At 30.7% G+C, this 25,543-nt stretch carries 37 protein-coding genes and 1 other RNA gene; 5 read left to right on the top strand and 33 right to left on the bottom strand.

What is annotated here, in order from left to right; all coding sequences use genetic code 11:
• Positions 1 to 229: 229 nt before the first annotated feature.
• Entirely contained in the window at positions 230 to 418 is a 189-nt protein-coding gene (locus MHZ36_RS12635; RefSeq protein ID WP_239232070.1) for a hypothetical protein, read from the bottom strand.
• Positions 415 to 531, bottom strand: a complete 117-nt coding sequence (locus MHZ36_RS14395; protein WP_343237215.1) for a hypothetical protein — start codon at positions 529 to 531, stop codon at positions 415 to 417. Before MHZ36_RS14395 ends, MHZ36_RS12635 begins: the two co-directional genes overlap by 4 nt.
• A gap of 456 nt (positions 532 to 987) precedes the next feature.
• On the opposite strand from MHZ36_RS14395, the gene MHZ36_RS12630 reads away from it, so the two are divergent.
• Both MHZ36_RS12630 and MHZ36_RS12625 read left to right on the top strand, forming a co-directional pair.
• Positions 988 to 1,389 (top strand): hypothetical protein, encoded by a 402-nt coding sequence (locus MHZ36_RS12630; RefSeq protein WP_239232068.1) that lies wholly within the window; start codon positions 988 to 990, stop codon positions 1,387 to 1,389.
• Positions 1,390 to 1,844: 455 nt separating this feature from the next.
• Entirely contained in the window at positions 1,845 to 2,048 is a 204-nt protein-coding gene (locus tag MHZ36_RS12625) for a hypothetical protein (protein ID WP_239232066.1), read from the top strand.
• A gap of 277 nt (positions 2,049 to 2,325) precedes the next feature.
• Here the strand turns inward: MHZ36_RS12625 and MHZ36_RS12620 are convergent, their stop codons facing one another.
• From MHZ36_RS12620 to MHZ36_RS12505, 24 genes are all read right to left on the bottom strand, one after another.
• Positions 2,326 to 3,156: a 6TM ABC transporter family protein gene (locus tag MHZ36_RS12620; RefSeq protein WP_239232065.1), complete on the bottom strand. Its 831-nt coding sequence runs from the start codon at positions 3,154 to 3,156 to the stop codon at positions 2,326 to 2,328.
• 345 nt (positions 3,157 to 3,501) lie between these two features.
• On the bottom strand, positions 3,502 to 3,948 hold the full coding sequence (locus MHZ36_RS12615; protein WP_002512016.1) for a GNAT family N-acetyltransferase: 447 nt from the start codon (positions 3,946 to 3,948) through the stop codon (positions 3,502 to 3,504).
• Between the two features lie 12 nt (positions 3,949 to 3,960).
• Positions 3,961 to 4,380: a FosB/FosD family fosfomycin resistance bacillithiol transferase gene (fosB, locus tag MHZ36_RS12610; protein WP_039068664.1), complete on the bottom strand. Its 420-nt coding sequence runs from the start codon at positions 4,378 to 4,380 to the stop codon at positions 3,961 to 3,963.
• Between the two features lie 28 nt (positions 4,381 to 4,408).
• Positions 4,409 to 4,879, bottom strand: coding sequence for a GNAT family N-acetyltransferase (locus MHZ36_RS12605; RefSeq protein ID WP_239232064.1), 471 nt, complete (start codon positions 4,877 to 4,879; stop codon positions 4,409 to 4,411).
• Positions 4,880 to 5,009: 130 nt separating this feature from the next.
• Positions 5,010 to 5,420: a protein-export chaperone SecB gene (locus tag MHZ36_RS12600; RefSeq protein WP_060759730.1), complete on the bottom strand. Its 411-nt coding sequence runs from the start codon at positions 5,418 to 5,420 to the stop codon at positions 5,010 to 5,012.
• A gap of 10 nt (positions 5,421 to 5,430) precedes the next feature.
• A complete protein-coding gene (locus MHZ36_RS12595) occupies positions 5,431 to 5,844 on the bottom strand; it encodes a hypothetical protein (RefSeq protein WP_069822205.1) in 414 nt (137 codons plus the stop codon).
• A gap of 9 nt (positions 5,845 to 5,853) precedes the next feature.
• Positions 5,854 to 6,258: a hypothetical protein gene (locus MHZ36_RS12590; protein ID WP_069822204.1), complete on the bottom strand. Its 405-nt coding sequence runs from the start codon at positions 6,256 to 6,258 to the stop codon at positions 5,854 to 5,856.
• Between the two features lie 86 nt (positions 6,259 to 6,344).
• Entirely contained in the window at positions 6,345 to 6,680 is a 336-nt protein-coding gene (locus MHZ36_RS12585) for a sigma-70 family RNA polymerase sigma factor (RefSeq protein ID WP_239232063.1), read from the bottom strand.
• Positions 6,677 to 7,003, bottom strand: coding sequence for a hypothetical protein (locus MHZ36_RS12580; RefSeq protein ID WP_239232062.1), 327 nt, complete (start codon positions 7,001 to 7,003; stop codon positions 6,677 to 6,679). The genes MHZ36_RS12585 and MHZ36_RS12580 overlap by 4 nt, the downstream gene beginning before the upstream one ends.
• On the bottom strand, positions 7,000 to 7,536 hold the full coding sequence (locus tag MHZ36_RS12575; protein WP_239232061.1) for a pathogenicity island protein: 537 nt from the start codon (positions 7,534 to 7,536) through the stop codon (positions 7,000 to 7,002). The genes MHZ36_RS12580 and MHZ36_RS12575 overlap by 4 nt, the downstream gene beginning before the upstream one ends.
• 41 nt (positions 7,537 to 7,577) lie before the next feature.
• On the bottom strand, positions 7,578 to 8,051 hold the full coding sequence (locus MHZ36_RS12570; RefSeq protein WP_239232060.1) for a phage terminase small subunit P27 family: 474 nt from the start codon (positions 8,049 to 8,051) through the stop codon (positions 7,578 to 7,580).
• A gap of 1,158 nt (positions 8,052 to 9,209) precedes the next feature.
• Positions 9,210 to 9,683: a hypothetical protein gene (locus tag MHZ36_RS12565; protein ID WP_239232059.1), complete on the bottom strand. Its 474-nt coding sequence runs from the start codon at positions 9,681 to 9,683 to the stop codon at positions 9,210 to 9,212.
• A 13-nt stretch (positions 9,684 to 9,696) separates the two neighbouring features.
• Positions 9,697 to 10,314 (bottom strand): hypothetical protein, encoded by a 618-nt coding sequence (locus MHZ36_RS12560; RefSeq protein ID WP_239232058.1) that lies wholly within the window; start codon positions 10,312 to 10,314, stop codon positions 9,697 to 9,699.
• A 12-nt stretch (positions 10,315 to 10,326) separates the two neighbouring features.
• Positions 10,327 to 10,527, bottom strand: a complete 201-nt coding sequence (locus MHZ36_RS12555; RefSeq protein WP_239232056.1) for a hypothetical protein — start codon at positions 10,525 to 10,527, stop codon at positions 10,327 to 10,329.
• 91 nt (positions 10,528 to 10,618) lie between these two features.
• Positions 10,619 to 11,032, bottom strand: coding sequence for a hypothetical protein (locus MHZ36_RS12550; RefSeq protein ID WP_239232054.1), 414 nt, complete (start codon positions 11,030 to 11,032; stop codon positions 10,619 to 10,621).
• A complete protein-coding gene (locus MHZ36_RS12545) occupies positions 11,029 to 11,313 on the bottom strand; it encodes a hypothetical protein (RefSeq protein WP_064205770.1) in 285 nt (94 codons plus the stop codon). Before MHZ36_RS12545 ends, MHZ36_RS12550 begins: the two co-directional genes overlap by 4 nt.
• Positions 11,300 to 12,103 carry a bifunctional DNA primase/polymerase gene (locus MHZ36_RS12540; RefSeq protein ID WP_239232053.1) on the bottom strand — a complete coding sequence of 268 codons (804 nt, stop codon included), beginning with the start codon at positions 12,101 to 12,103 and terminating at the stop codon, positions 11,300 to 11,302. The genes MHZ36_RS12545 and MHZ36_RS12540 overlap by 14 nt, the downstream gene beginning before the upstream one ends.
• 177 nt (positions 12,104 to 12,280) lie before the next feature.
• A complete protein-coding gene (locus MHZ36_RS12535; RefSeq protein WP_239232052.1) occupies positions 12,281 to 13,897 on the bottom strand; it encodes a phage resistance protein in 1,617 nt (538 codons plus the stop codon).
• 59 nt (positions 13,898 to 13,956) lie between these two features.
• A complete protein-coding gene (locus MHZ36_RS12530) occupies positions 13,957 to 14,265 on the bottom strand; it encodes a hypothetical protein (protein WP_239232051.1) in 309 nt (102 codons plus the stop codon).
• Complete coding sequence (locus MHZ36_RS12525; RefSeq protein WP_239232050.1) at positions 14,265 to 14,675, bottom strand: hypothetical protein; 411 nt, start codon at positions 14,673 to 14,675, stop codon at positions 14,265 to 14,267. Before MHZ36_RS12525 ends, MHZ36_RS12530 begins: the two co-directional genes overlap by 1 nt.
• Position 14,676: 1 nt before the next feature.
• Positions 14,677 to 14,856 (bottom strand): hypothetical protein, encoded by a 180-nt coding sequence (locus MHZ36_RS12520; RefSeq protein WP_239232049.1) that lies wholly within the window; start codon positions 14,854 to 14,856, stop codon positions 14,677 to 14,679.
• Entirely contained in the window at positions 14,853 to 15,467 is a 615-nt protein-coding gene (locus MHZ36_RS12515; protein WP_239232048.1) for a BRO-N domain-containing protein, read from the bottom strand. Before MHZ36_RS12515 ends, MHZ36_RS12520 begins: the two co-directional genes overlap by 4 nt.
• A 14-nt stretch (positions 15,468 to 15,481) precedes the next feature.
• A complete protein-coding gene (locus MHZ36_RS12510; protein WP_239232047.1) occupies positions 15,482 to 15,700 on the bottom strand; it encodes a helix-turn-helix transcriptional regulator in 219 nt (72 codons plus the stop codon).
• Between the two features lie 13 nt (positions 15,701 to 15,713).
• Positions 15,714 to 15,929 (bottom strand): helix-turn-helix domain-containing protein, encoded by a 216-nt coding sequence (locus tag MHZ36_RS12505; protein ID WP_239232046.1) that lies wholly within the window; start codon positions 15,927 to 15,929, stop codon positions 15,714 to 15,716.
• A gap of 144 nt (positions 15,930 to 16,073) precedes the next feature.
• Between MHZ36_RS12505 and MHZ36_RS12500 the strand changes: the two genes are divergently transcribed.
• Genes MHZ36_RS12500 through MHZ36_RS12490 form a run of 3 tightly spaced genes read left to right on the top strand, consistent with a single transcriptional unit; the run spans position 16,074 to position 18,738 of the window.
• A complete protein-coding gene (locus MHZ36_RS12500) occupies positions 16,074 to 16,907 on the top strand; it encodes a helix-turn-helix transcriptional regulator (RefSeq protein WP_239232045.1) in 834 nt (277 codons plus the stop codon).
• Between the two features lie 10 nt (positions 16,908 to 16,917).
• On the top strand, positions 16,918 to 18,024 hold the full coding sequence (locus MHZ36_RS12495) for a site-specific integrase (RefSeq protein ID WP_239232043.1): 1,107 nt from the start codon (positions 16,918 to 16,920) through the stop codon (positions 18,022 to 18,024).
• Between the two features lie 9 nt (positions 18,025 to 18,033).
• The gene (locus MHZ36_RS12490; protein ID WP_239232041.1) at positions 18,034 to 18,738 is read left to right on the top strand and encodes a hypothetical protein; all 705 of its coding nucleotides are present in this window, start codon (positions 18,034 to 18,036) and stop codon (positions 18,736 to 18,738) included.
• Positions 18,739 to 18,832: 94 nt separating this feature from the next.
• On the opposite strand, the gene ssrA is transcribed toward MHZ36_RS12490, so the two are convergent.
• From ssrA to eno, 7 genes are all read right to left on the bottom strand, one after another.
• Positions 18,833 to 19,192: a transfer-messenger RNA gene (gene ssrA / locus MHZ36_RS12485) on the bottom strand.
• A 107-nt stretch (positions 19,193 to 19,299) separates the two neighbouring features.
• Positions 19,300 to 19,764, bottom strand: coding sequence for an SsrA-binding protein SmpB (gene smpB / locus MHZ36_RS12480; protein ID WP_239232039.1), 465 nt, complete (start codon positions 19,762 to 19,764; stop codon positions 19,300 to 19,302).
• A 22-nt stretch (positions 19,765 to 19,786) separates the two neighbouring features.
• Entirely contained in the window at positions 19,787 to 22,165 is a 2,379-nt protein-coding gene (gene rnr, locus MHZ36_RS12475) for a ribonuclease R (protein ID WP_239232037.1), read from the bottom strand.
• Between the two features lie 36 nt (positions 22,166 to 22,201).
• Entirely contained in the window at positions 22,202 to 22,942 is a 741-nt protein-coding gene (locus MHZ36_RS12470; protein ID WP_239232035.1) for an alpha/beta hydrolase, read from the bottom strand.
• A 131-nt stretch (positions 22,943 to 23,073) separates the two neighbouring features.
• Positions 23,074 to 23,307 carry a preprotein translocase subunit SecG gene (secG, locus tag MHZ36_RS12465; RefSeq protein ID WP_239232033.1) on the bottom strand — a complete coding sequence of 78 codons (234 nt, stop codon included), beginning with the start codon at positions 23,305 to 23,307 and terminating at the stop codon, positions 23,074 to 23,076.
• Positions 23,308 to 23,375: 68 nt separating this feature from the next.
• Positions 23,376 to 23,837, bottom strand: coding sequence for a hypothetical protein (locus MHZ36_RS12460; RefSeq protein WP_239232031.1), 462 nt, complete (start codon positions 23,835 to 23,837; stop codon positions 23,376 to 23,378).
• 381 nt (positions 23,838 to 24,218) lie between these two features.
• Positions 24,219 to 25,523, bottom strand: coding sequence for a surface-displayed alpha-enolase (gene eno / locus MHZ36_RS12455; RefSeq protein ID WP_239232029.1), 1,305 nt, complete (start codon positions 25,521 to 25,523; stop codon positions 24,219 to 24,221).
• Positions 25,524 to 25,543 lie beyond the last annotated feature (20 nt).

The following is a 25,543-nucleotide window of genomic DNA, read 5'->3' as shown; positions in this document are numbered from 1 at the left end:
CTCAACAAGATTTTTGGAAAGATAAGTGACAAATTTCGTGAAAATTTTAGAATACAAGATAAAATAACTACATTTAAATCTATTAAAAGATAATGAGTTTGAATGTGCATTGAGTCATAAAACCACTAGAAATCTAAAAATAGTGATTTAATTTCAATAAAAAAAAGGATAGGCGTATTGCCTATCCTTTTTATTTGATCACCATTATTCTATTCATATTCTTCTATCATTAATTTAAATGTGTTTTAGAAAATGCTGCTAATACTTCAGCATTTTTCAACGTCAAATTATCGATATCTCTTTTACCATTTCTCAATCCAGAAATTATTGTTTGACTTAACCCAGTTGCTTTATTTATTTTATAGCCCGTCATTTCACTGTCTAATAATTTTTGGATTTCAATTCTTAACTCGCTCATTTTCTAACATCCTTTTGTTTTCTATCTAAATAATAAAAATGTGTTTTACGTCCAATAAACAATAATAATGGTAAACAAAGAATAAAAATGGATAAATAATTTTGAAATGTCATATTTGAAACCCTCCGATATATGTCATATATTTCAAGCATTTCTCTACCATACCCATATAATTATACTACATATTTATAATTAACTTTATAGTTTATATTAAAATTAAAAGTAAATTTAATAATTTATCATTATTATTTCATAGCATTCTATAAGTTCACTAGTGTCTAATTAGATGTATCCATACAACTTTTAGCCAATAATATAATGTACAAAAAAGAAGATGAACGTTTGCTTAATGTTGCTTTGATATATTATTTTATTACCTTTTCTTATTTTGATAAGTATTTGTTATCACACAAAGTATTTAAGTGTAGTGCAATTTAATTATTGTTTTAAATAGTTGTCAAACCTAAATTATTATCCTGTACATGCACAATGTCGAGAATATCTAATACAGTTTTCTCCCCTACGTGCGTGTTTGAATATAAAATTTTAGATATAGGGAGAAATGTGGAATGAAAAAGGTTATTGCTTTAGTTATTATTGCATTTTTGTTTTTATGTGCTTGTGGCAAGACATATGAAACAAAAGATATTATTAAAGGTTTTAAAGATGACGATTTGAATGTTAATGATGAGAAGAAGATGACACATGATGATTTTGGCGCAGCACCAATGAAAGCAATTGATGCCAGAATATTCATTGTCAATGGAAATAATCACTCTAGATTATTGAAGTTTAAAAATGAAAGTGATTTAAAACAAACCAAAATATACTATGACGAATTAGGTAAAGAAAGTGCAATACTTTATTCACATACTTATTCTAAAGAAAAATATTTGATTCAAATGAATGGAGAAGTTGATGATCATACGTTTGAAAAATATAAAAAATCAATGCAGAAAACATTAAAATAAAGGAGTTATGTAGCATGAAAAAGATTCTAGTTTTATTTTTAGCAAGTTTTTTAGTATTAGCAGCATGTGGTAACAAAGAGGAAAGTAATTCTGATGATAAAAAAGGAAAATAAATCCGAAGACAAAGATAAAAAAATGACAGTAAAAAACAAGATAAAAAGAAATCAAATGACGATAAGAAAAAGAATGATGAAAGTGACAAAAAAGATGCTGATAAAGTAACAAATAATACAAATAATCAACAAAATAACGATACAAATCAACAACAAGACAATACGACACAAAATACTGATCAACAGCAATTTAATAATCAACAAACTCAACAAGCAGAACAATCACAATATCAATCAAATCAACAAAATGATGACCATGAGTGGACTAAGGAAGAAGTTGCAGAATGGGATAGACAACATATTGCTGGTGGTACTGATGCAGAATTAATCAGACCAGAAGATATGCAAGAAGAAAATGAAGAATATGAAAAAGAAATACAAGCTGAAGAAGCTGCCCAAGAAGCTAAAGAAGAAAAATTACACGATGAATATAATGCACTTACCGAAAAAATGTACGGAGAAGATTCTAATTTATCAGATGAAGAAATTGAAAAACTTGAAAAGAAACAAGATGCTATTTTAGATCAAGTTGAACCAATAAATTAAAAAATTCAAGGGCAGTCTCTACTGCCCTTGATTTTCTTATATTTAGGTGATTTTTATTAGCTGTCCACCCAAAATAAAAAGCTCCCAATCACAAGGATTGAGAGCTTTATAGTGGAGACGGTGGGAGTTCATTATACCGTTTATCTATACATTTAAAAATCGCTATAAGTATTGCTATATCAATGTTTACATTGCCTTACTGATTTAGTGTAAAATGTTAAAATTGCAAAAACAACATAAATTTGTGCACTTATATTTCATACTATATTAAATAACACTAAAAATTGTAAATGCTAGTAAATCCTGAACTTTCTTTTGATGAAAGTTTCGATTCCAAAAACAAAGTTTTAATATCTTCATTAGTTATATTATTGATTAATTTATCTAATCTTTTATCCATTTTTTGGAGAATAAAAGCACTGACAATGTATTTTGTTTTATAATTATGTTTATCTGATCTCATTTCTCTAGCTAAATCATTTAATTCATCACTTTCGTTTTCTGATAGTTTAAAATGGTCATTAGTACTTAGAATGATTGGACTTTTGATCCTATCTTCTTTTTCGAAGTCTATAGACTTGAATGCATTGTAATATCTATTACAATCATTTAGTACTTTTACAATATTTTCTAATAATTCTTTTTCTATTCTATGAATTTTTTCTTTTTTTAATAGTGCTATCAATGGAATAGCATAAATATCTAATACAGTTTTAATATCTAATCCACCATATCTATCCTCAAATCCATAAGAATCATCACAACAAATAGCATAAGAGTTTAATTTATTATGATTCTCTAATATTTTTGAAAATTCCATACTTATTGATGTTTCAATTTGATATAACTCATCTTTAAACATATCTTCTTTTTGTTTTTCATAAATATTTCTAGCATTATCTCCTGCTATTTTTGCACCTAAATAAGCACCACCAAATGTAGCAAACAAGCCAAATATACTAATAATAATTGGTATTACCTCTTTAGTGTTTTTAAAACCTATTAGTGCATCAATAACGAGGTAACAAACTATTAATACTGCAATAACAACTCCTATCAAAAGTAAAATTGGCGTATTATAATTCTGATTACTTTCTTTGTCTTTCACTTATTATACTCTCCTATTTATTAACTAATAATAAATACTAGTTTTTCTTTAATAACTATATTTTAGCATATTTAATTACAATTGAATTTTTCTTATTAGTCATAATTGGGTAAAAACTATTTCTTACATTTAAGATATAGTAAAAGTAAAATTATAAATACGGTTGTTATTTTAGTGCTTGGTCTACTGGTGAAGCCTATGCCCTAACGATTTATTACACATCCTTCAAGAATTAATCAAAATTTTCAAAATTCTAACTCTGACATTCACTCTGTGTTGCATCGAGAAATGAATAAACGTATAGTTGTTCGTTTGGCGTTCAATATCTATACATGCATGACGGACTTATTCTAAATTTTTAGAGAATCCAGATGACTTATTTTCAAATCCATTACTTTTATAAAAGCTATGCGCATTATCTCTATCATTTCTATTACCACTATTTAAAGTGATTGCTTTGCATCCTAATTGAGTTGCTAACATTTCTGAACCTTTTAATAAAATTGTTCCATAGCCTTTTTCTCTATAATTAGAATTAATAACAAATGCTAGTAAACGCATATACTCACCATTCTTTTCATAGAACATCATTTTGCACATACCACTCAGACCGATTATCACATCATCTTTTATTAAAAGTAACAAATAATAATCTTCATGACTGTATATCTTTTTCAAGCGATTAACTAAATCCTTGGTTATTGTTGAATAACCTAAATCTTCATATAAAACTAACAATTCATTTATTTTGATTAAATCTTGTTCTTCAAATAACCTTGCTTCTATTGTCATAATATAACCTACTTATATATAAAATTTCATATGTGGCTTTTCTTCTTTATAATAGTTTAATCTATCTTGCAAAGTTCCTGTATGTAATTCAAACTTGTGGCCGTCTGGATCAGTGAAGTATATTGATTGTTTATCTCTTATATCTCTATTACGTCCTTCTAATATATTAACGTTGTTATCTTTTAACCACTGATACCATTCGTCAAATTCATTTTCATTAATTGTAAATGCCATATGTGTATATGAGTATTGAATTTCATTTCTAGATATATCCTTTTCTTCATTAAGCGCTAGCCACAGACCACCTATAGTGAAGTATGCTGTTTTGTCACTCTCTACTAAAACTTTTGCTTTTAAAACATCTTTATAGAAAGCAATAGAATTATTAATATCTGATACTGAATAAGTTACGTGATTTATAGATTGAATCAATTTTAAAAATCCTTTCCAATTTATATAATTATTTCAATTTTTTCTCCATACGATAATTTGTAGTTTCAAATCCCATTTTATTATATAAAGATACAGCTCGCTTATTGTGTCCAAATACATGCAAACCAATACTTTCTACATCTTTATCTTTGCAATATTCTTCTATACATTCCATCGTTTTTGTACCTAGACCTTGCCCTCTATATGTATCTTTAATCTTAATATCATATATAAAACATTTCTTTTCTTCTTTAACATCAAATATATGTAACCATAGATAACCTATATCCATATTATTATAAATCACAGATAGTAAATATTGATTACTTGTATCTAAGCCCTCTGGCAGTAAATTTTCAAACTCTGTACTTGCTCTTTCAATTGAACCCTCTTCCTCCCAATTACCACTATTAACATGCTCTGATGCATATTCAATTATACTTTCCTCATAAAAAGCTTTGAAAGTTTGTTGCTTCATATTTTCTAAGTAAACACTCATATGCTAATTCACCCCAATGTTATATTCATATTTTAAATTACTGAATATTCTAACATAAATGCACATAAAAATAACCACTCCGAAGAGTGGCTGTAGAAGTTATTTTAATAAACCAATCACAAATTTTGTGTTAGTTTGAATCGAACATAGCTTGTACATTCATTGTTGGCAACAATATATGGTCTGTTGAATCATCAAAACTAGTAATGTCCGAAATAAAAGATCTAACAAACGGCATCATAATTGCAGTACCATTCACTTTTAAAATACGTTCTATATCTTCGCCCTTATAGTCATCTTGCTCTGTAATCTTAAAAAGCCCCATTACTATTATCTTTATATCTCTATCATAATTTTCACCTGCATCACTCACGTTTATCTCTAGTTCTAACTGAGCTATACCTTCACTACTTACATCAGTAGTTCCAACATTTATTCTTAATGCCGACTTGTCAACTTCTTCATCTTTATTTGATGCTGTTTCAAGATTATATTTAAGATCCATTAATCTAAAACTTTGAAACTCTATAATTGCACTCATAATTATTCACCTACATCGCTAACTCAATATTTTCCGAATCAAAAATTGTTTCCTTATTTTCTCTCATACTTAAAATTCTATTTGTGATTAAATTAGTATTATTTTTAAAAGTACCTGCTTTAAATACGTGTTTCTTATCATTTTTAAATTTTATTGTATTTGCTCTGATTTGTTCTTTATCCTCATAAAATGAAAAGTTGAATATACCATTAGCAATTAAACCATCAACTATAATTGTTTTTATTTTTTCTGCCAAGTCGTCATCTTTTTGTAATATGTCATCAATAGAATGCATTATATCAAACCAATTTTCATTCAAGTTATATTGGTATATAAATTTATTATTTAAACCTTCTAACTCATTTAATTTATCTACCGTCATTGAAATACAAATATTTTCATCTCTATTTTTAATATTAACCATTTTATCCACCTACATTTCACTCTTAATTAAACCGAAATGCTCATCTAACTTTTTAATAGTATCTTGGACTTCCAAAATATCTCGTTCTGAAATCATATCTTGATAATAGTCTGACTTCACCCTTAATCTTTTCACACTTATAAATTGGCCTTTCATACTTTTTGCTCTTATTAAACTCATGCCGTTTGAACTGTCTAGCATCGCTTTATTAATTTCGATATCTATGAAGTTTATTAAATTATTATGAGATGAACCTTTCCCATCGTCTTTATAATCAAAATTTTCTTCAGCATAGTTTAATAATTTTTGAAAAAAATAGTAATAAAACCTATTAACTGAGGCATCATACATATTTTCTTCTAAAAGCATATAGGCAATTTTTTTATTATTTTTACTTTTATCTTTTAAACTCAAATTTAATCACCTATAATCAATGATGTTCTTGTCTATTAATAATAATACTTTACACAGTAAAAATGCAACTTTATTTCATTATTATTTTACCCTAACTTATCCAACAACTGATTTAACATCTGTTTCGCCCTCTGACTTTGCACACCAAATATACTTCCAGCTTTTTCAAAACTAACACCATTACTAAGTAATAAGAATAAATTATGTTCTTTTTCAGTCGCTACTCTTTCAACAACAGCTTCTAATTCATTAAAAAATATCACATCTTCAACGTTGCTATTATCTATCTCATGAGTTTCTGCTTGATCGTTAACATTAAAAAAATCATAAATACCAACATCTTCATCACATGAAACACTATTATCTTGTGTCTTGTGGTAATTCAATATAAACGCTTTTACAGTTGATTTATCATACCTCATACATATTCTACTGCCTTTGCAACACGCTTTAATATAACCTCTCTAGCATGTCTTAACGTGTATTCTGTGATATCTATAACACTCGCTATCACTTCATCTGTATAGTTCTTATCATCCCACCATGTGAGTTTAATAATCTGCTGCACTTTAACTTCACTACCGTTATATACTTCTGTAATGCCTTTTACAATTGATTCTAGGTTCATATACTTTAATTCGTTCATATCACTAGGTTTATTCTTATAAGTATCAACCATACTATGATAATTGCGCATGTATTTTTCTAATATTGGATAATCTACTTTATCTAATCCTCTAATCATACAACCAACTCCTCACGCTTATTATTTAAGCTTTCTTTCACTTCTACTACAAAGTTTTGATATATAACTTCATTCTCTTTTTCACGCTGTTCATTGCGTTCTATGCGCTTATTGTGATGTATCTTATATAAATCTTCCTGTAACTTATCAATTGTCTTATAAGGCTTATTACTGCCATTAGATTTGAAATATCTCATTACTTCTTTTTGTTCCTTAGGTGTATAGTTACTGATAAGTTTCTTCAATAAATTAAGTTTCTTGGTACTATTACTTTTAAAACGATTCAATTCATCTTTTTGATCAGTTATCCATATAACTAATTTATCTAATGGATATGAAACTGTAATAACACCAGCGATTTCATCACACACTGTATGTGATGTATTAAGATGATACATTGCATTGATTTGTTCCTGTATTGCTCGAATCTTACTATTAATGAATTGTGGATTATAATTAGTTAGCAACTCATATTCAGTAATTTTCATTTCTTCTTTATACCACAAAACTGATTTACAACGTTTTAATATCATAGTAGCCCTCCTAGACACTTTTAATGAAACAAATTTATTTATTAGTCGTCATCATCCATACCGAATATGTCAAAAACTGATTTTCCAGTCACCTTTTCTTTTGAAGGATCTAGTATTTTTAATCTTGATTCCACAGTTAGCCCTAACTTAGGCGCAATACTATTTAATTGTGATAGTGAATCCCTTTTAATAGCATGATTTTGATTAAGCTTTGTGCCACGTTCCGTTTCTATAATTGCACTTTCATTCTTCATTCGTATAGTTGCATTAATATAGTCTGAATACGCTGTGCAATATGCAGATACAAGGGCTAAATCTAAACTTGCTATTGGTAATTCTTCTAGTAACGGGAATATTCTATGCCATTCCTTTGTAGCTGTACCATCTAACCATTCAGGTGGCTCTGGTTGTAATTTAGTAAGTTGTTTCAATGCTTCTTCTGTAGCTTGCTTTGTTTCCTGTGCTTCTGTAGTTAATCTAGACTTTTGTTGTGACAGTAACTTTCTTTGAGCCATTTTATTTCCCCTTTTCATATAATTTTTAGTATTTAACCTACGTAAAGCTTGTGAACTTTACACATTTTCGACTTTTATTTTCAACAATCGGTCAAGATTAAGAGTCAATCGATTACAGAAATTAAAAAATATAGTGGGCGCCTATAGGATGCCTCCCTTTTTAATTACTCCTATCCTGTTATCAATAGCTGTACTAATATGACGTGCATTCATTATTTACAAAGCCTTAATCACAGTGTTATTACATGCTCTGAAACAAGCTCTAAACGCCTTGTATGAAGTCTTGATATTAAGCCTTTTATTGCTCTGTTTATCATGTGTATTATTAGCTGATACAACTGTATTTTGATAATCTATTTAGCTCACCTCATGAGTCTTCAGCCAATCTATTCACATCGAATATCATTAAACTATTATGACCTTTGTATTAGTTATCTATTTGGTATAAAGCTATTAACACTATTAAGCATTTAACCTATTGAATAACTATGAAGATACTTATTGTATTGATGTTCATGTTGAATGTTTATTTTGAATTTAATAATTTATTTTGAATTTAATTTTAAGTTGAATAACAAAAACATTTTGTAATCATTTATCTTTTAAGTTTGTTCATCAAAGTTATTTAGTTAATCATTCTTCTTTTGATAATATAAATGAATTCATTATGATCTAATCATTCAATTGATTACATTTACTTATCTCATTATCATTATTGATTTACTCTTTCTTTATCATCATTGAACTAATTACTTATTCATCATTCAATATAACTTCAATCATTATCTATCTTGAATACTTATCTTGTTATAACAACACAACAATATAGAATCATTCTCTTGCTTTAACAATGTTCTATATCAATCTGTTAATCACACATCAATCACATGTTAGATATGATTACTGAATGTATGATCTATCAAACTGTATATGTCTGTATGAACTCTTGATATTAAAATAGCCACCACCACAAGTACAAGAACAGGACAAGTGATGATGGCGTATAAAGGAAGAGTTTATCTGTATGTTACTTTCAAGAACAAGCAATTGGTGCCAGAAGAATAGACTGAATGATTTATAAAGCATTCAAGGTAGATTTCTACCTACTTACATTATACTACATAAATCATATTATAACAATACTATTTTATAATTAGTTTATTTTGTGTTGATAGATATTAATTCAATCTTATCAATGTTTCCAATCGTTGTACCATCCATACCCAACATACTGGCATAGCATTGTACTGATACTGAACGCTTATGCTTAGCTATGTCTACTAATTCTTTTAGCCCTTTGCCTTTATCTTTCAGCTTATCAACTTGAATGCCAAAGCCTATAAATTCTTCTTTAATAACAGTAAGTACGCCAATATCTTGACTGTTAGCAACGAATGAACTTTCGCTATTATTTAACACAATGTTTATTCCATCAGTATCTTTAAAGTTTTTAAATACTCTGCTCGTAAGTAAACCATTCTTATAATTAACCTTAGAATTAGTTAATCCATCTGATTTAGCGATTCCAACTTTCGAATCTGAATATAATGGTTTTAAAATAATAGTGTTTTTCTTTTCATCAAACCCTAATGCATAGTCTTGTTCTAATGGACTTAATACCGTATAACTCATTTAAATTCCCCCTCTACCACTTTTGGTTTCCGTTATTGTATTCTGAATCTGCACGTTTGTTTATATTAAATAATTTCTCTTTAAAAGTATTTGCTAAGATAGTTGGGTCTGTATCTGTTCTGAATGGATCATCAACTAAACTTGTACTGCGTTGTAAGCTCAATCTCCATTGATCTGGATTGCTAATTGCACTATTCATATAATTACGTCTTGATGCTCTACGAATAGCTTCTACCTTGTTAGCTGCCATCTTTTCATAGACTTCATATGCATCTTGCAATTTGTTATTGAAATCTTGAATTAATTTACTATTTATCTCTCTTAATTCTTTAACCTCTTTATCATAAGCGCTGTTGAAGTCTTTAATATCTTTATCTAACAACTTATGATTATCATCTTCACTTTGCTCATGTAATGCCACAATCTCATTCTCAAGTTTTCCTTGTTCCTTTTTAAGTGATGCAATCATTGCAAAATCTTCTTCATTGCGATAGTGCGACATCTTGAAATCAAACTCTTTAAGTTTGTCAGTTACTTTAATCTTTTCTAACGCTACATATTTTTTATTCTCTACTTTTGGTTCAATTACCTTGTTGAATACTTCGATTGATTTTTCATTTACTTTAGCCATTTAAAAAACTCCTTATTGTTTAGTTATAAAATCTTTGTATGTTTTAATTTCCTTACTTTGTTTCATATCATTAATACATTGTTTCACTTCTTCAATATCCTCATACTTAGTTACATATCGCTTGATTACATTATCTAAATAACTTTCTGATACATTACTTATATCGGTCGGTAATCTAGCAACAATTTGATTAACCACATCTCTATACCACATGTGCGTATCCCCTTTAATAATATAGATATAAACAATCTTTAATATCTTCTAATAATTTGTAGCTATACAATTTCTAATGAATACCTTACTTTTAAAGTTGTTTAATACTACGCTCACTTATCGGATAAAACCAATTGAGATCGTCTGCGTTCTTAGGCTTAAATCCAGCAAGTGCCATGACTTCTTTCATATTTCCATTTGATATATAAAAGCCATAAGGCTCACGTTCAAACATATGCTTTAAGTTATAGCTAGAACAATTGTAATTAACTGATTTCATAGGCTTTAACTGTTTACACCACATTAATACTGTTTCGAGTTCCTGCATTGTCATATCGTTAAACTCAATTGCATTAAAACCTAAATTGTTATCTAGCATGTATTGATGTAGTTCATCATCATTAAAGTTAAATATTTCACGTGGATATTCTGTAATCACACGACGGTTACCGTTATTAGTTATTACTTTTCCATATCTGTTGCCACTGTTGTATAGGTATCTCATTTTCTTCGCCCTCTATTCTTTTTGATATATCCTAAATAATTCTTAGTACGTGCCATTACCAACTCAAATCCACCGTGGGCAATCATTTTATAACTGGTGCGCCTATTACTATTGGGTACATAGCTTTCACGCCATGCCACCCAATTATTATCAATATACTCAACATATACTTGCGACACCTTGCTAATTGAACAGAAATACATTTCTTCTGATATCCCAACTATTAAACCTGCCTTATTTGCTTGTGCATCATAATTTGTTTCAATATTAGTAGCCTGCACTTCTTACAGTCGCCTCCCAACTTCTCTCATCAAATATATCGCCATTTTTATTATCCCCAATTAATATACGCAATGGCTCAATATCGATGTTACATTGCTTCGCATAGCTTGCTGCTTTATATAAATCATCATTCCTATATTCACTTTCACCATTTATAATACGTTGGTATGCTTGTTTACCTAATCCACCTTTACCAGCACCTAAATGGTCAAAATTATGGTCTGATAACACTCGTTTCATAGAATACGGTTCTAATACTTGTTTTGTGTAATTACCACGTTTAGAAAATATACGGTTTTCAAATTCTCCATTATATTCCGTTACATCTTTTTTATTGTGTTTATAAATCCCTTTTCGTGTCTGACTGTTTGCTAACACAAAATAATTGTTATCATGTGCCTTTATATCTACTGATGGTAAATAATCTATTTTTTGACTGTATTCAATACCTACACGTTTTTTGAATATTATGTGTTTGCCACCACTAGGTGTAGTTTGTACCAAAGTGTTTTGAGCATTTGCTACAACTTCGGCATAAAAAGGTATCATTTTTAAACTTTCTAATCCGTTACTACCTTCTTGATGATCTACATCAATATCGATACACCATAGACCACGTGTAAGAACGCCTAACACATTTGTTTTATTGTATAGAATAGAATAATATTCAATGAAATCATCAGTAATATCTATATCAGCAAATGAAACACTCGGCTTTTTGTACTCATTTAAAGGTATAACTTGAATATTCTTTTTTAATAAATATTTTGCTACATGATAACCTGTCATTGAATACCTCCTTATTAAGAGTTACGGTAACCCTTGTAGCCCTTTTTTTCTCTATAGTAGTAAACAATAATTTCATTCATAAAAAACGCTATATAAATTAGAGTTACAAGAGTTACCACCTGTTATTACAATGATTTTAGGGTTACTATAAGAGTTACCTAAGAGTTACGGTAACCTTTATTCTCCAGATATTAATTCAAGTGCCATATTAAATAATTCTGCATTCCCAACATTATGCACTTTAGTATTAACACCATCTATCTTTTTTTGATTATTTAGACTGATGCCAATTTTTTTCATATCATCTTTAGCTTGTTTGTACCTCAAACTTTTATAATCCTGTTCAATCATTTTTTGTAATGTTTCATCACCAGCAAATATGAAATTTTGCCTAGATAATGCTTTCAATAAAGAAACTTGTGTTTCCGTCAATTCATCTTCACTAAAGTAATTTTTAAGTGTTACATCATTAAACTTAAATTCTCTCCCAATCTCTTTAAGATACTCTAAACTTACAATTAAGAATGAAACGGCAGCTGCTACTGATTTTTTGCCATTTGGTTGCACGAAGTCCCAATATGGTTTGAATACTTGATAACGTTCTTCATCTGTTTCGTTAAGTGGTCTATCTTTGAGTGAAATTTTAATTGTACGTGTCGTATTTGCTGTAATTTCTCCTGTATCCACACTTTCATTTGTATCAAGAATTAACACTGCATTATTTTTAAATGTGAATGCATTTCTACCAATACCACGTCCAGAAATTACTTCACCTGTAGCAATTTTTCTCAATATTCGCATCATTACTTTTGTAATTTCTCCTGTTTCATTTGCATGTGCAATATCTGCACCGTAAAAATTCATCCATTCGTTAGATGCTTCAAAACCACCAGAAATTAAACTGTCGAAATTCACTTTATTAACTTGTAACAATGCATCAAATGTAGTCATAAACAACCCTTTACCCGAACGACCGAAGTCCTTCATTAGCATCCATTTTTCTGCTTGGATAAGTTCCATTTTTCGATACATTGTATATGCATGTACTAGCATTAAGTTATTTTTACTCTTTTCATTTTCAGTTACTAAATCATAAAACTGTCTAGGTGTATCTGTATCAATATCACTAGCATTAACATCATATTTTTTAGCACATAATTCATTTGGATTGAGTGTTTTTTCTATAAATTCTAAATTTCTACAATCGTACACCCAATTATTACCTGCAATAGTATAAGGTAGGATATTATAACCATGTTCAATACTTAAATATTCTCTATAAATTTCAACCATGACGTCTAAAAAATCATTTATCTGATGCTTATTATCAACTGGATAATTTAATGCAAAATTAGTTTCATCTATCACTTCATAGGTATTACTTTTGACAATTAAAAATTCATCTAATTCATCAGAATAAATCACTTTATCTGATATGAGATCTGCAATAAATCTTGCATAATTGTTGAATGTATCTGCTTTAAAACTTGCTTTCTTTTCTTCTTCACCGTTATCATTTTCTGTAATTTTTGTATTCACAATTCCATAAATAACACCAATTTCTTTAGGAATTATGATATAATCTAAAGTAAGATTACTGATGTAATCACCTATATCATTCTTTTCACGATGATATAAATTACCTTTGTTATTAAAAATTTGTTTATCAGATGAGATAGAAGCGAAATTGATTCGCTTACTAATCTCTTTGATTCTGGATAAACTTGTTGTATTGATATAATCTAAATTTGAATGAAATTCAAAATGTTTTTTATACAGTGTTGTTTCGTCCATACAACCAACCTTTCGTTTATGTTAGTATTTTAGTTAGATATTTAATTAAATATCGGTTCTTACGCGTTATCTTCGCTTTGGTCGGCATGAGATAATGCGTTTTTTTCTTGCTTAATATCAGCTCGAATATCATCGTGCATGTTCTCAATGTCTGTTCTGATAGCTTGCAAAGTGCTTGAGACAATATAATTTTGCTTAATGTTGTTATTTATCATTTGGTACACTATAGGTTCATTACTTTTCATTGCAAACTCTCTGCCACTTTCTAATTCTGATGTTTCCATTCCAAGGTAATCGAGCAACGATTGAACCTTATTTCTCAAATCTGCGAACTCAATGCTTTCTTGTACTTTTTCTGAATAATTCATTATTTACTCTCCTTATAAAAATTAATGTAATTTGGTCTATTTTTCTCAATTGCTTTGATTAACTTTTCAATTTCTAGCTTAGCAAGATACAAATTATTTAAATCATCTTCACGTGAGAAGTAACTAATTTCATTTTGCATATCGTTACCAGTCGTACCTAATACCGTTAAAACATTAGTGGCATTAACAGACATTTTTATCATTCTTTCAAAATCTGTAACCATATCGAAAATGTCTAAATCCCCGATATACTTATCATTAATATCTTGGTGTTCCATATACGCTTTAATAAGTTCATATTCACGAAGTTCTCTATCATCTTTATTCATTTTTTTGTTATTAACACGATCACTTATAAGCATTAGCGCTATTTCTCTACCATATTTGTTTTTAAATTCTCTAACTTTCATCTTAATTTTCCTCCAATAATTGTTTTTTAATTTTTCTTCCGTTAAACCATTCTGATATAACCCATGAAGTAGCAGCTAATGGCGAATATACTGCGAAACTATTAAATATATCTTCTGTCACATAACCTACTGAAAAAGATGTCAATGAGCTTGCTGCTATAAGTATTGCGAATAATCTCATGATTTCACCCCGTACTTATCATAGATACTTTTACTTACTTTAATGTCTAAGTTAAAATTGCTTTTAGCTTCGGTTAATTTCACAACATCATCTAAGATGACCTGACGTACTTCTAACATCGCTGGTGTCATATCGTCCTTACCAATCATCTTTTCAAAGCCAAACGCTGTAGAAACGGCTTTATTTGCGATTGTGTTAGCTTTAATAAAATTAATAGGCTTATCACTTTCTAATGCACCACGTAACACCTGCATCGCTTTCTTTTGATGTTCCTTATCTAACATGCGGAATACTTCATATGATTCTAAGCCACTAGCATGTCTTAATTTTTTCAATATTTGTTTGACCCACTTTTTGAATTCTTTTGCTTCATCACGTCTACTATTCAAAATAGCTTCGTATATACCAAATTCTGAAAGTATCGTTGTTTTTTGTTGTCCTCCAAGGGTGTGCACATTGTGTACCCCCTTATCTTCTTGGTCTATCATTCTCAACATACTAGGTGCATGTGAATATCCTAATACCTTCGCAACATCACTTGCTACTGCCCAATGTTCCCCGTCCTTCTCAATGAACCTTATTTCTTCATTGCCAAAAATTTGTTTATTCATTTCTTTTCCTCCTTTTATGATCCTACTGTTATTGAATTACTAAAAAGCTGGTCGATAGGCATTCCATATAATTCAGATAAAATTTTTGCTTCTGGTAATGTGAAGTTTGCTTTGTTTAGCTCTTTCAAAGAGTAACGTTCCTTTGAGATACCTAATTTTCGAGCAACGAACGCTTGATTGTGACCGTGTTCCTTGCGTTGAATATAAAGATGGGGATATGCTAGTTTTTTCATTTTGTTTCCTCCTTTATACTTTTTCTTTTATTTCAAATATTTCTGACACATCAACTTCAAGTGCATTCGAAATTTTTATAGCCATTAAATCAGAAGGATTTGCTTTACCATTAATAATTTTATTTAAGTAAACGTAATCCATAGGTACATGTTCTGCTAATTGTTTAGCATTCCACCCTTTTTTGACTATTGAAAATTTAAACGCCATTCTTTTGATAGCAACACTCATTTTTTTCACCACCCAATAAAATAATTTACGTTAATTACGTAAGTTGCGTAACTAACTTAACCTAAATATACACTACTTTTACTTACGGTACAAGCGTAACTTGTGTTAAAATTAATATTAAGAATTAAAAAGGAGTGATAAACCTTGTTATTAAAGGATTTATTAAAAGAATTAAGAGAATCAAGAGGTTTAAATAAACAAGAATTAGCAAATAAAGTTGATATTTCACGTTCTTATATATCAACTATTGAAAGTGGTAAGGTAGAAAAACCAACTAAAAAGACGTTAATAAAAATAGCTTATGCATTTGATCCTGAAGGTGAAGAAAATATTTATACTCAACTATTGGAATCTGCTGGATATGATAATAATGAGGCCAAAGAAGAATTTAAAAAATATATAACGGAATTAAATAGGAGTTTTAAAGAAAGTAATAAATTTGATGCTTCCGTTATTTCTGAAATGCGTTATCGTGTAAATAAGAAGGATAACTCTGTAGTTTTCTTAGATAAACCGTACATGAATTTAATGTGGTTAGTAGAACAAGAAGATTTCAATATATATTTAGGATATGAAGAAGATGAAGTATTAATTGACGATGATGGCAATACTTACGGTAAACCTTTGAAGTTAGATGAAGAAGATCAAAGAAGTTTAATGTCACTTGTTGCAAATTTTCAAAGTAGTGTAATTTCAACAAAACAGATGTTAAAAACTAAAAGAGAAATGGACGAATTGATAAATGATTCTGCGGAGTATGACTTAATATTTGATTTACTAAACAAAAATATTAATAGTACATTTGATTTTGTAAACCGTTTAGCGAATATTGATAAAAATAGAGAAATATTTGATGTAACTGAATATCACGAAGAAATTAAAAAAGCTGTAGAAAAACAAGATGCTATAAAAATACAACGTCTTGTTAGAATTACTTCAATAAATGAATTAAAGAATTATTTATCAGAACAAAAGTAGGTGACCCACTATGCAACATGACTTAAAACTATCCCACAACATCTATAAAGATGCTAAACGTGGTACATATTACTTCCGTATCACATACTATGATAAGACGAATACTCGTCAGTTTATAACTCGTAAAGGGTTTAAGCAGCGTAAAGAAGCAGTGAAATCTTGTAACGCTTATATGGACGAAATAGAAGGTATAGGTAAAATTAATCAATTACCTTTTGATAAGCTTGTAGAGGAATATGTTGATTGGTATACAGCTAGGCGTAAATCATCAAGTGTTAAGGCATTAAAAACACATACCAACAATCATTTACTACCATTCTTTAAATCAATGGACGTATTCAATATTGATACAAAAATGATAATGAAGTTTCAAACACAGAAATTAAAAGAAGGTCATTCAGGAGATTATTTGAAGAAAATGCACGTATTCCTAGTATCGCTACTGAACCATGCTATGAAGTATCATGATCTAGGGCGTAATGTTGCATCATTAGTAGGCAACTTTGAGATTGAGACTAAAAAGCGTTTAAATTATTGGACGTTAGAACAATTCAATCAATTTTATGAAGCATTGCCTAATATACAACAAAAGTTATTTTTTAAACTGTTATTCATGAGTGGCGCACGTAAAGGCGAAATTAGAGCACTCACATGGCAAGATATCAACTTTGACGATGATTATATCCATATAAACAAAACGGACTATCACGGTGAAGTGACAGCGCCTAAGACGAAAGCAGCCACACGTGATATATACTTACCTACTCACATGATGGACGACTTACGAAATTATTTAATTTGGTATAAAGAAAATAACATTTTTAAAGATAATTATGTATTGTTTGGTACTTTCTTTAAAGCTTATAGTGAGTCTACAATTGATAGATGGTTTACCAGCACTTTAAAAGCATTAGATGATACACTACCAGATGGCGAAACATTCCCACGTATTGTAATACATGAGCTGCGTCACAGCCATGCGTCTATGTTAGTTAATCATGGTGCAAGTCCTATGATAATAGCACAACGATTAGGACATTCATCTACAGAAGAAGTTACATCACGCTACGGTCATTTGTACCCTAGTACACAAAAAGAAATAATAAAATATTTATGAGGTGAATAAATGAATGATTTAGGAAATACAGTTATAGAAAATTTTAATACATTCCCACCATCTAATACTTGGCTTGATTGGATTAAAATTTTAGCTACACCATTAGCTACACTTATTATAGGATTATTTACAGTTTATATAACAGTTAAAAATTTAAAACGTACAATGCTTGATAATCTTGATTCTAAATCAGAATGGAGAAAAACTTTATTTAAAATTGCTGGTAAAGATAATATTACTATGACTGATGTATATCAATTAAGAGCAGCAGTTAGATTTAATTCTAATAATAAAAATTTTTCCAGCAGTAAAAAATTGAACTATACGTTTGAAAGTATGACAGATTTAATAATTCATTTTACAGATAAATTATTAAATGAAAAAAACAATACAATTTTATTTTCATTTAATAATCAATTAAGTGAAAATAGTAAAGAAATGGTAAGAACTTTTTGTAGATATTTGTTGGCAAATCAGTGGGAAACATTACAATTAACACCAACTGAACAACATATGTTAGATAAACATAGTAAGAAATTTAAATTTAAATTTAAATACTCTTGGCACAGGCGTGCCAAACATCACATACTGTATTGTTTTAATAAAAGAACAATTAAATATAATTTAAAAAAATGGACTAAAAAGGAACATGCTTTAATTAAACATGTAATACAAGTATATAGAGATTTGATAGATTCAAAATTAGCACCCTAAAATAAGGGGTGTTTTTTATATGCTGTGCATTATCTGTGCACTTTCTGTGCACTCAAAAATAAAAAGCCCTCAACCGCTATGGTTAAAGGCTTAAGTATGGAGACGGCGGGATTTGAACCCGCGTCCAGAGGTCCTGATACTAACCTTTCTACGTGTGTAGTCTATCAATGGAATTCGCATGATGGTAGGAGATAGACAACCAACATCATACTAGTTTGATTCATCTCTTCTAGACAGACTTCAAACGGCAGTGCCTAGCGTATCCTACTTAAGGTTGAATCGCGTTAACTGCACATAGGAGATGCAGTTAGGCGATGCAGAGTGCTATTAGGCAGCTACTGCGAAATTATTGTTTGATTTGCCAGTTATTATAACTGTGTGTGTTGATGCGGAGACAACCCTCCGACACGCTTAATTAGCTCGGGGGACCCCTGTCGAATCCATGAACGTCCCCTTAATATAAAAATGAATGTACTTCCTGATAAATGTTAACATTGTGTTTACAATTCAGAAAGCACATTTAATATTACCAAAGATAATGACCTTTGGCAATATTTTCGCTTAATAACGGGCTTTCATTGCTCTATCTATATCACGTTTCACCGCTTTTTCTTTAAGCGCTTGTCGTTTATCGTATTTTTTCTTACCTCTTGCAACTCCAAGTAAGACTTTACAGTGACCATGTTTTAAATATAGCTTCAACGGAACAATAGAATAACCTACTTCTCTTGTTTGATCACCTAATTTATTAATTTCACGTTTATGAAGTAATAATTTACGTGATCGACGTGGGTCATGGTTAAATCGATTCCCTTCTTCGTAGGGAGCGATGTGCATGTTTTGTAGGTAAATCTCCCCTCGGTTAACTTGTGCGTAACTGTCTTTTAAGTTTGCACTACCGCGGCGAATAGATTTAATCTCAGTCCCTTGCAACACAATGCCCGCTTCAATCGTTTCTTCAATGATATAATCATGTCTTGCTTTACGATTTTCAGCTAATGTTCCTGGTGATTTTTTCTTTGGCATTGAGTTTCACCTCTTTGTTGATTTATTTTTTCTTTTTACGTGCTTTACGTTTTACTTTTTTATCTTTATAAAATGGCTTATGTTTGGTATTACCGTCAGCATTTTTTTCTTGATTACGACGATTTTTACCTTTACGTTGTTTATGATTTTTACCTTTGTTATCTTTTGAGTTATCTAAAGATTTGCCACGCGTTTTAGCTTGAATCGTCTTACCACGTGCTGGTCGTTGGCTACCTCTGTCATTATTTTTAGATAATGGCATACCAACAATTTGGAAATCAATCATGCGCTCATCGACATCAACATTGATAACTTTAATTTGAACAGGATCACCAATGCGAAATACTTTAGCTTGGCGTTCACCAATCATCGCCATTTGTCGTTCATCAAAGTGATAATAATCATCCGTCATATTAGATACATGAACCATACCTTCAATTGTATTTGGCAATTCGATAAACATTCCGAAATTGGCAACAGAGCTAATGATACCTTCATATTCTTCACCTAAATGTTGAATCATATATTCTGCTTTCTTCAGTTCATCTGTATCACGTTCTGCTTCGATTGCACGGCGTTCACGTTGTGACGTATGTTCAGCAATTTCAGGTAATAAATCTTCCCATTTATTTAATGTCTTGTTATCCATAGATTTTTCGATTAAATATTTACGAATCAATCTATGAACAATCAAGTCAGGATAACGTCGTATTGGCGATGTAAAGTGAGTATAATACTCTGCTGACAGACCAAAATGACCTAGATTTACATCATCATACTTCGCTTGTTGCATAGAACGTAGCATCATTGTTGAGATGACCATTTGTTCTGGTTGTCCTTCTACTTCTTGTTGAATTTTTTGTAATGTTGAAGGATGAATGTCTTCGCCAGTTCCTTTTATCATAAGACCGAAATTTGTAATAAAATCAAAGAATTGACGTAAGCGTTCAGATTTTGGTTGTTCATGCACACGATAGATAAATGGTACATCTAATTTATTAAAATGTTCAGCAATCGTTTCGTTAGCTGCAAGCATAAATGATTCTATTAATCTTTCACCTTGACCACGTTGTCTTAACTGAACTTCAGTTGGAATACCATCATTATCAACGAGTACTTTTGCTTCATTAATATCAAAGTCAATTTCACCACGGCGTCTACGCATGCTGATTAATTGGTTAGATAAATCATACGCTAAATCTAGCATTGGTGTAACTTCTGCATAATGATTACGTGTCGTTTCATTGTGATCTGTAATAATTTCATTTACTTCATCGTATGTCATTCGATAATTAGAGTGTATAACACTATCAAATATTTCATGTTTTACAACTTCACCACGATCATTAAGTTCCATCTGACAACTCAATGTTAATCTGTCGACGTTTGGATTTAATGAACAAATACCGTTACTTAGACGATGCGGAATCATTGGAATTACACGATCTACAAGATAAACACTCGTAGCACGGCTATAAGCTTCTTCATTCAATGCTGAGCCCTCTGTCACATAATAGCTAACATCAGCAATACTAACAGTTAACTGCGTATTACCATTTTTCAATTTTTTAACACTGATTGCGTCATCCAAATCTTTCGCATCTGCACCATCTATTGTAATCGTTAGTTCATCACGTAAGTCTCTTCGACCTTCAATTTCACTAGGATTGATTTCCTCTGGTACTGCTTTCGCTTCGGCTAAAACATTATCTGGAAACTCAATTTCAATACCATGTTGATAGATAATAGATAAAATATCTACACCTGGATCATTTTTGTGACCAAGTATGGCAGAAATATGGCCTTCGGGATTATCCGTACCGTCTGCATATTTAGTAATTTGAACTAACACTTTATGTCCGTCTATAGCGCCTAAATTTTGACCTTTAGGGATAAAAATATCCTGCATGATACGTTTATCGTCTGGTAAGACAAATCCGAAATGACGTGCTTCGCTATAAGTTCCTACGACTTGTGTCACTGCGTGGCTCTCAATAGACTTAACTTCGCCTTCTGTTTTACCTTTATGCTCACCCTTCGAATTCTGAATTTCAACTGTTACAGTGTCTCCATCCATTGCGCGGTTTATTTTTGTAGGTGGAATAAAAATATCTTCCATATCTTCTAATTCAGGACGTAAGAAAGCAAAGCCTTTTTTATTTTGACTTAATTTACCTCGAATTAATTTTGTTTCTTTTGACTTAGCAGAGACTTTACGTTGATATCTATCTGTCTTTGTACGTTCAATCAAACCTACTTGTTCTAATTCTACAAGTACTTTAATTAAATCTCTAAATGAATCTGCGCTGCTTAAGCCTAAGGCATCTTGAAAATCAGACACTGACATCGGTTCATAATCTGGTTGTTTGATTATTTCTTCAATGGATTGTTTTAAATTCATTATGCCCCTCCTTTCTATATTTTCTACTTATAATTTTTATTTTGACCAATCTAATGATTCTAGGAATTGATATACAGCTTCAAAGACTTGTTCTTTTTCTTTATCAATTGTTATTACATGTCCTGAATTTGCATACCATTTAATATCTTTAGTATCAGATTCGCTCTCGTTGTATATAATGTTTGCAGAATCTGTATTGATCATTTTGTCTTGTTCAGCTTGAATCACTAATAACGGATCCATAACTTCATCTATATGATCACGTACATCTTGTATTTGACCTTGTAGGTCTTTCAATGTATCTGTTGGATGAAATGCTGACATTTCTGATTCTATTGTATCTTGATCTTTACCCTCGTATTTTTTAAAATTACGTGCATAATCTAAGACCCCTTCAAACATTGCGCCTTCTGTTTTAATATACATAGGGGAACACATGGTTACAATACCCTTTACATCTCTATTTAAGCTTATTTTTAAAGCATAACATCCGCCTAATGATAATCCTGCAACTACTATTTCTTCATAGCCTTTGTCTACCAAAAAGTCATAGGCATCTATAGCATCTTTATACCATACATGTGGGCTTGATTTAAGGATTTCTTCAGGTGGTGCTGCATGTCCTTCATACTGCGGCGCATAACTTGTATACCCCTTCTTCTGTAAAAAGCGACCTAATTGTCTAACATCTGCTGAATTTCCTGTAAAACCATGTAACAATAACACAGCTCGAGGACCTTCTTCAAAAAAGAATGGCTCTGGTAGTTTGATTTGCATTATGATTCAATCCTTTCGCATATGCTTGTATCAATATTTGTTCTATAATTCGTTTTTAAAAATCCGTTTCTTTATAGGGCGCTACCCTATATATTATAAATAAAAAAGCCCGACTTTTACATTGTCGGACCTTATAAACCCAAATAACTTATGCCTAACATCAACAAGAAGAAAATGACAGACAATACAATTGTTAATCTATGCAAGAATAAATCGATGCCGCGTTGCTTTTGTTTTCCAAATAACTGTTCGGCGCCACCACTTATCGCACCTGAAAGTCCATTACTTTTACCTTCTTGGAGTAACACAACAGTTATTAATGCAATACAATCTATGATTAAAAGTAAGATGATTAATGTATGCATGAAAATTGTCCTCCATTCATTATATACGAAACGCATTATATCATACGTTCGTTAAGATTAGCAAACTTCTATCTATTAAATGTACTTTTACGCTTAATTGAAACGATAAACATATAAATTGCTAGTAACAATGACATCACGAGTACGATTGTTAACGGTAATATATTTATTGTTGCTTTCACATCTAATATCGCACCATAAACTGAACTTATATTTATTAAATTATATAAGATTTGTGATGTGAATACAGCAAACATAAACCACCATAAGTAAGTGTGTCTATTCCATATTGCAATCACCCCAGCCAAATTGGCTAATATATACATGACACCAGTAAACTGAAAGCTATTTCTAATTGTACCGATTGCGTTTGATGATGGTTGTTGACCACTGTTGGCTAACATTTGCTTAACTACACTATCATCTAATATAACAAATAGATGAATTGCATAAAGTATAGCGATGATTAATGAACAATAAGCAATCATGTGAGCAGTCTTAGTTTCTCTAGATTTTACTTTTGCCTCCATAATAAGTTCGTGCTCCTTCTTTAAATTACAACTTTAATTATATCAGTTTCAGAGCAAAATATGAATAAATTAAATAGCATATATCAGTATGATTGAAATTTATGGACATTCTGTAGATAAATAATCATGATACAACATAAAAAATGTATGCATTATCATTCGTCCAAGTAATCTTCTTTAATTTTCTTGTCAGTTTTGTTTAATATTTGCTATCTTAATTAGGTTGTTTTACTTATATCAAAAATTTTGATTATTTGCTTTCCTAATTATAAAAGAAAAAGAGCCGATTGAAATCTTTAAATTTCAATCGGCTCCCTTTATTGCTAAGATTTAAATCTTAAATTTAAGCGCGTGAACTCTCATTTAAAAATCTTAGTACTATTATTTAGATAAGTTATAGAAAGATTTAAGTCCGTCAAACTTGCCTGTTTCGTATAATTCATCTTCAATACGTAATAATTGGTTGTATTTTGCAATACGGTCAGTTCTTGATAATGAACCAGTTTTGATTTGTCCAGCATTTGTAGCTACTGCAATGTCAGAAATTGTAGTATCTTCAGTTTCACCAGAACGGTGAGAAACAACTGCTGTGTAACCAGCTTTTTGAGCCATTTCTATAGCATCAAATGTTTCAGTTAATGTACCGATTTGGTTAACTTTGATTAAGATTGAATTACCGATACCTTTTTCGATACCTTCAGATAATTTAACAGTATTTGTAACGAATAAGTCGTCACCTACTAATTGAACACGATCACCGATACGGTCAGTTAATACTTTCCAACCATCCCAGTCGTTTTCATCCATTCCATCTTCGATAGTGATGATTGGATATTTGTTAACTAATTCTTCTAAGTAGTCAACTTGTTCTTCAGCAGTACGTTTCGCACCAGTTTCACCTTCGAATTTAGCATAGTTGTATACGCCATCTTCGTAGAATTCAGAAGAAGCACAGTCAAATCCTAAGAATACATCTTTACCAGGCTCTAAACCTACAGCTTTGATAGCTTCTAAGATTGTTTCAACAGCATCTTCAGTACCTTCGAATTTAGGAGCAAATCCACCTTCGTCTCCAACTGCTGTTTCTAAACCACGGTTTTTAAGGATTGATTTAAGGTTGTGGAAGATTTCAGCTCCCCAACGTAATGATTCTTTAAATGATTCTGCGCCAACAGGCAATACCATGAACTCTTGGAATGCGATTGGAGCATCTGAGTGAGAACCACCATTTACGATGTTCATCATTGGTACTGGTAATTGTTTACCATTGAATCCACCTAAATATTTATAAAGTGGTTGACCTAATAAGTCAGCTGCTGCACGAGCTACGGCGATTGATACACCAAGAATCGCGTTAGCACCTAATTTACCTTTGTTTTCTGTACCGTCTAATTGAATCATCATTTTATCGATAGAAACTTGTTCTAATACTGAAAATTCACCTTCAACGATTTCAGGCGCGATGATTTCGTTAACGTTATCAACGGCTTTAGTTACACCTTTACCTAAGTAACGTGATTTATCACCATCACGTAATTCAACTGCTTCATGTTCACCAGTTGATGCACCTGATGGAACTAATGCGCGACCAAATGCGCCACTTTCAGTTAAAACTTCAACTTCAACTGTTGGGTTACCACGTGAGTCTAAGACTTCGCGAGCGTAAACATCTGTAATAATTGGCATGTTTATAATCTCCTTTTAAT

Source organism: Staphylococcus sp. ACRSN, from assembly GCF_022346615.1.
In the GTDB taxonomy this organism is placed as follows: Bacteria; Bacillota; Bacilli; order Staphylococcales; family Staphylococcaceae; genus Staphylococcus.
Note: the sequence above shows the minus strand (reverse complement) of the source record. Positions and strands in the feature narration are given on the sequence as shown.

What these genes read in the sequence shown, in the direction of transcription:
- MHZ36_RS12635 (WP_239232070.1), bottom strand. Translation starts at nt 418, where the DNA reads ATGAGCGAGTTAAGAATTGAAATCCAAAAATTATTAGACAGTGAAATG.
- MHZ36_RS14395 (WP_343237215.1), bottom strand. Translation starts at nt 531, where the DNA reads ATGACATTTCAAAATTATTTATCCATTTTTATTCTTTGTTTACCATTA.
- MHZ36_RS12630 (WP_239232068.1), top strand. Translation starts at nt 988, where the DNA reads ATGAAAAAGGTTATTGCTTTAGTTATTATTGCATTTTTGTTTTTATGT.
- MHZ36_RS12625 (WP_239232066.1), top strand. Translation starts at nt 1,845, where the DNA reads ATGCAAGAAGAAAATGAAGAATATGAAAAAGAAATACAAGCTGAAGAA.
- MHZ36_RS12615 (WP_002512016.1), bottom strand. Translation starts at nt 3,948, where the DNA reads ATGACAATAGAAGCAAGGTTATTTGAAGAACAAGATTTAATCAAAATA.
- MHZ36_RS12605 (WP_239232064.1), bottom strand. Translation starts at nt 4,879, where the DNA reads ATGAGTGTTTACTTAGAAAATATGAAGCAACAAACTTTCAAAGCTTTT.
- MHZ36_RS12600 (WP_060759730.1), bottom strand. Translation starts at nt 5,420, where the DNA reads ATGAGTGCAATTATAGAGTTTCAAAGTTTTAGATTAATGGATCTTAAA.
- MHZ36_RS12595 (WP_069822205.1), bottom strand. Translation starts at nt 5,844, where the DNA reads ATGGTTAATATTAAAAATAGAGATGAAAATATTTGTATTTCAATGACG.
- MHZ36_RS12585 (WP_239232063.1), bottom strand. Translation starts at nt 6,680, where the DNA reads ATGAGGTATGATAAATCAACTGTAAAAGCGTTTATATTGAATTACCAC.
- MHZ36_RS12580 (WP_239232062.1), bottom strand. Translation starts at nt 7,003, where the DNA reads ATGATTAGAGGATTAGATAAAGTAGATTATCCAATATTAGAAAAATAC.
- MHZ36_RS12575 (WP_239232061.1), bottom strand. Translation starts at nt 7,536, where the DNA reads ATGATATTAAAACGTTGTAAATCAGTTTTGTGGTATAAAGAAGAAATG.
- MHZ36_RS12570 (WP_239232060.1), bottom strand. Translation starts at nt 8,051, where the DNA reads ATGGCTCAAAGAAAGTTACTGTCACAACAAAAGTCTAGATTAACTACA.
- MHZ36_RS12565 (WP_239232059.1), bottom strand. Translation starts at nt 9,683, where the DNA reads ATGAGTTATACGGTATTAAGTCCATTAGAACAAGACTATGCATTAGGG.
- MHZ36_RS12560 (WP_239232058.1), bottom strand. Translation starts at nt 10,314, where the DNA reads ATGGCTAAAGTAAATGAAAAATCAATCGAAGTATTCAACAAGGTAATT.
- MHZ36_RS12555 (WP_239232056.1), bottom strand. Translation starts at nt 10,527, where the DNA reads ATGTGGTATAGAGATGTGGTTAATCAAATTGTTGCTAGATTACCGACC.
- MHZ36_RS12550 (WP_239232054.1), bottom strand. Translation starts at nt 11,032, where the DNA reads ATGAGATACCTATACAACAGTGGCAACAGATATGGAAAAGTAATAACT.
- MHZ36_RS12540 (WP_239232053.1), bottom strand. Translation starts at nt 12,103, where the DNA reads ATGACAGGTTATCATGTAGCAAAATATTTATTAAAAAAGAATATTCAA.
- MHZ36_RS12535 (WP_239232052.1), bottom strand. Translation starts at nt 13,897, where the DNA reads ATGGACGAAACAACACTGTATAAAAAACATTTTGAATTTCATTCAAAT.
- MHZ36_RS12530 (WP_239232051.1), bottom strand. Translation starts at nt 14,265, where the DNA reads ATGAATTATTCAGAAAAAGTACAAGAAAGCATTGAGTTCGCAGATTTG.
- MHZ36_RS12525 (WP_239232050.1), bottom strand. Translation starts at nt 14,675, where the DNA reads ATGAAAGTTAGAGAATTTAAAAACAAATATGGTAGAGAAATAGCGCTA.
- MHZ36_RS12520 (WP_239232049.1), bottom strand. Translation starts at nt 14,856, where the DNA reads ATGAGATTATTCGCAATACTTATAGCAGCAAGCTCATTGACATCTTTT.
- MHZ36_RS12515 (WP_239232048.1), bottom strand. Translation starts at nt 15,467, where the DNA reads ATGAATAAACAAATTTTTGGCAATGAAGAAATAAGGTTCATTGAGAAG.
- MHZ36_RS12510 (WP_239232047.1), bottom strand. Translation starts at nt 15,700, where the DNA reads ATGAAAAAACTAGCATATCCCCATCTTTATATTCAACGCAAGGAACAC.
- MHZ36_RS12505 (WP_239232046.1), bottom strand. Translation starts at nt 15,929, where the DNA reads ATGAGTGTTGCTATCAAAAGAATGGCGTTTAAATTTTCAATAGTCAAA.
- MHZ36_RS12495 (WP_239232043.1), top strand. Translation starts at nt 16,918, where the DNA reads ATGCAACATGACTTAAAACTATCCCACAACATCTATAAAGATGCTAAA.
- MHZ36_RS12490 (WP_239232041.1), top strand. Translation starts at nt 18,034, where the DNA reads ATGAATGATTTAGGAAATACAGTTATAGAAAATTTTAATACATTCCCA.
- smpB (WP_239232039.1), bottom strand. Translation starts at nt 19,764, where the DNA reads ATGCCAAAGAAAAAATCACCAGGAACATTAGCTGAAAATCGTAAAGCA.
- rnr (WP_239232037.1), bottom strand. Translation starts at nt 22,165, where the DNA reads ATGAATTTAAAACAATCCATTGAAGAAATAATCAAACAACCAGATTAT.
- MHZ36_RS12470 (WP_239232035.1), bottom strand. Translation starts at nt 22,942, where the DNA reads ATGCAAATCAAACTACCAGAGCCATTCTTTTTTGAAGAAGGTCCTCGA.
- secG (WP_239232033.1), bottom strand. Translation starts at nt 23,307, where the DNA reads ATGCATACATTAATCATCTTACTTTTAATCATAGATTGTATTGCATTA.
- MHZ36_RS12460 (WP_239232031.1), bottom strand. Translation starts at nt 23,837, where the DNA reads ATGGAGGCAAAAGTAAAATCTAGAGAAACTAAGACTGCTCACATGATT.
- eno (WP_239232029.1), bottom strand. Translation starts at nt 25,523, where the DNA reads ATGCCAATTATTACAGATGTTTACGCTCGCGAAGTCTTAGACTCACGT.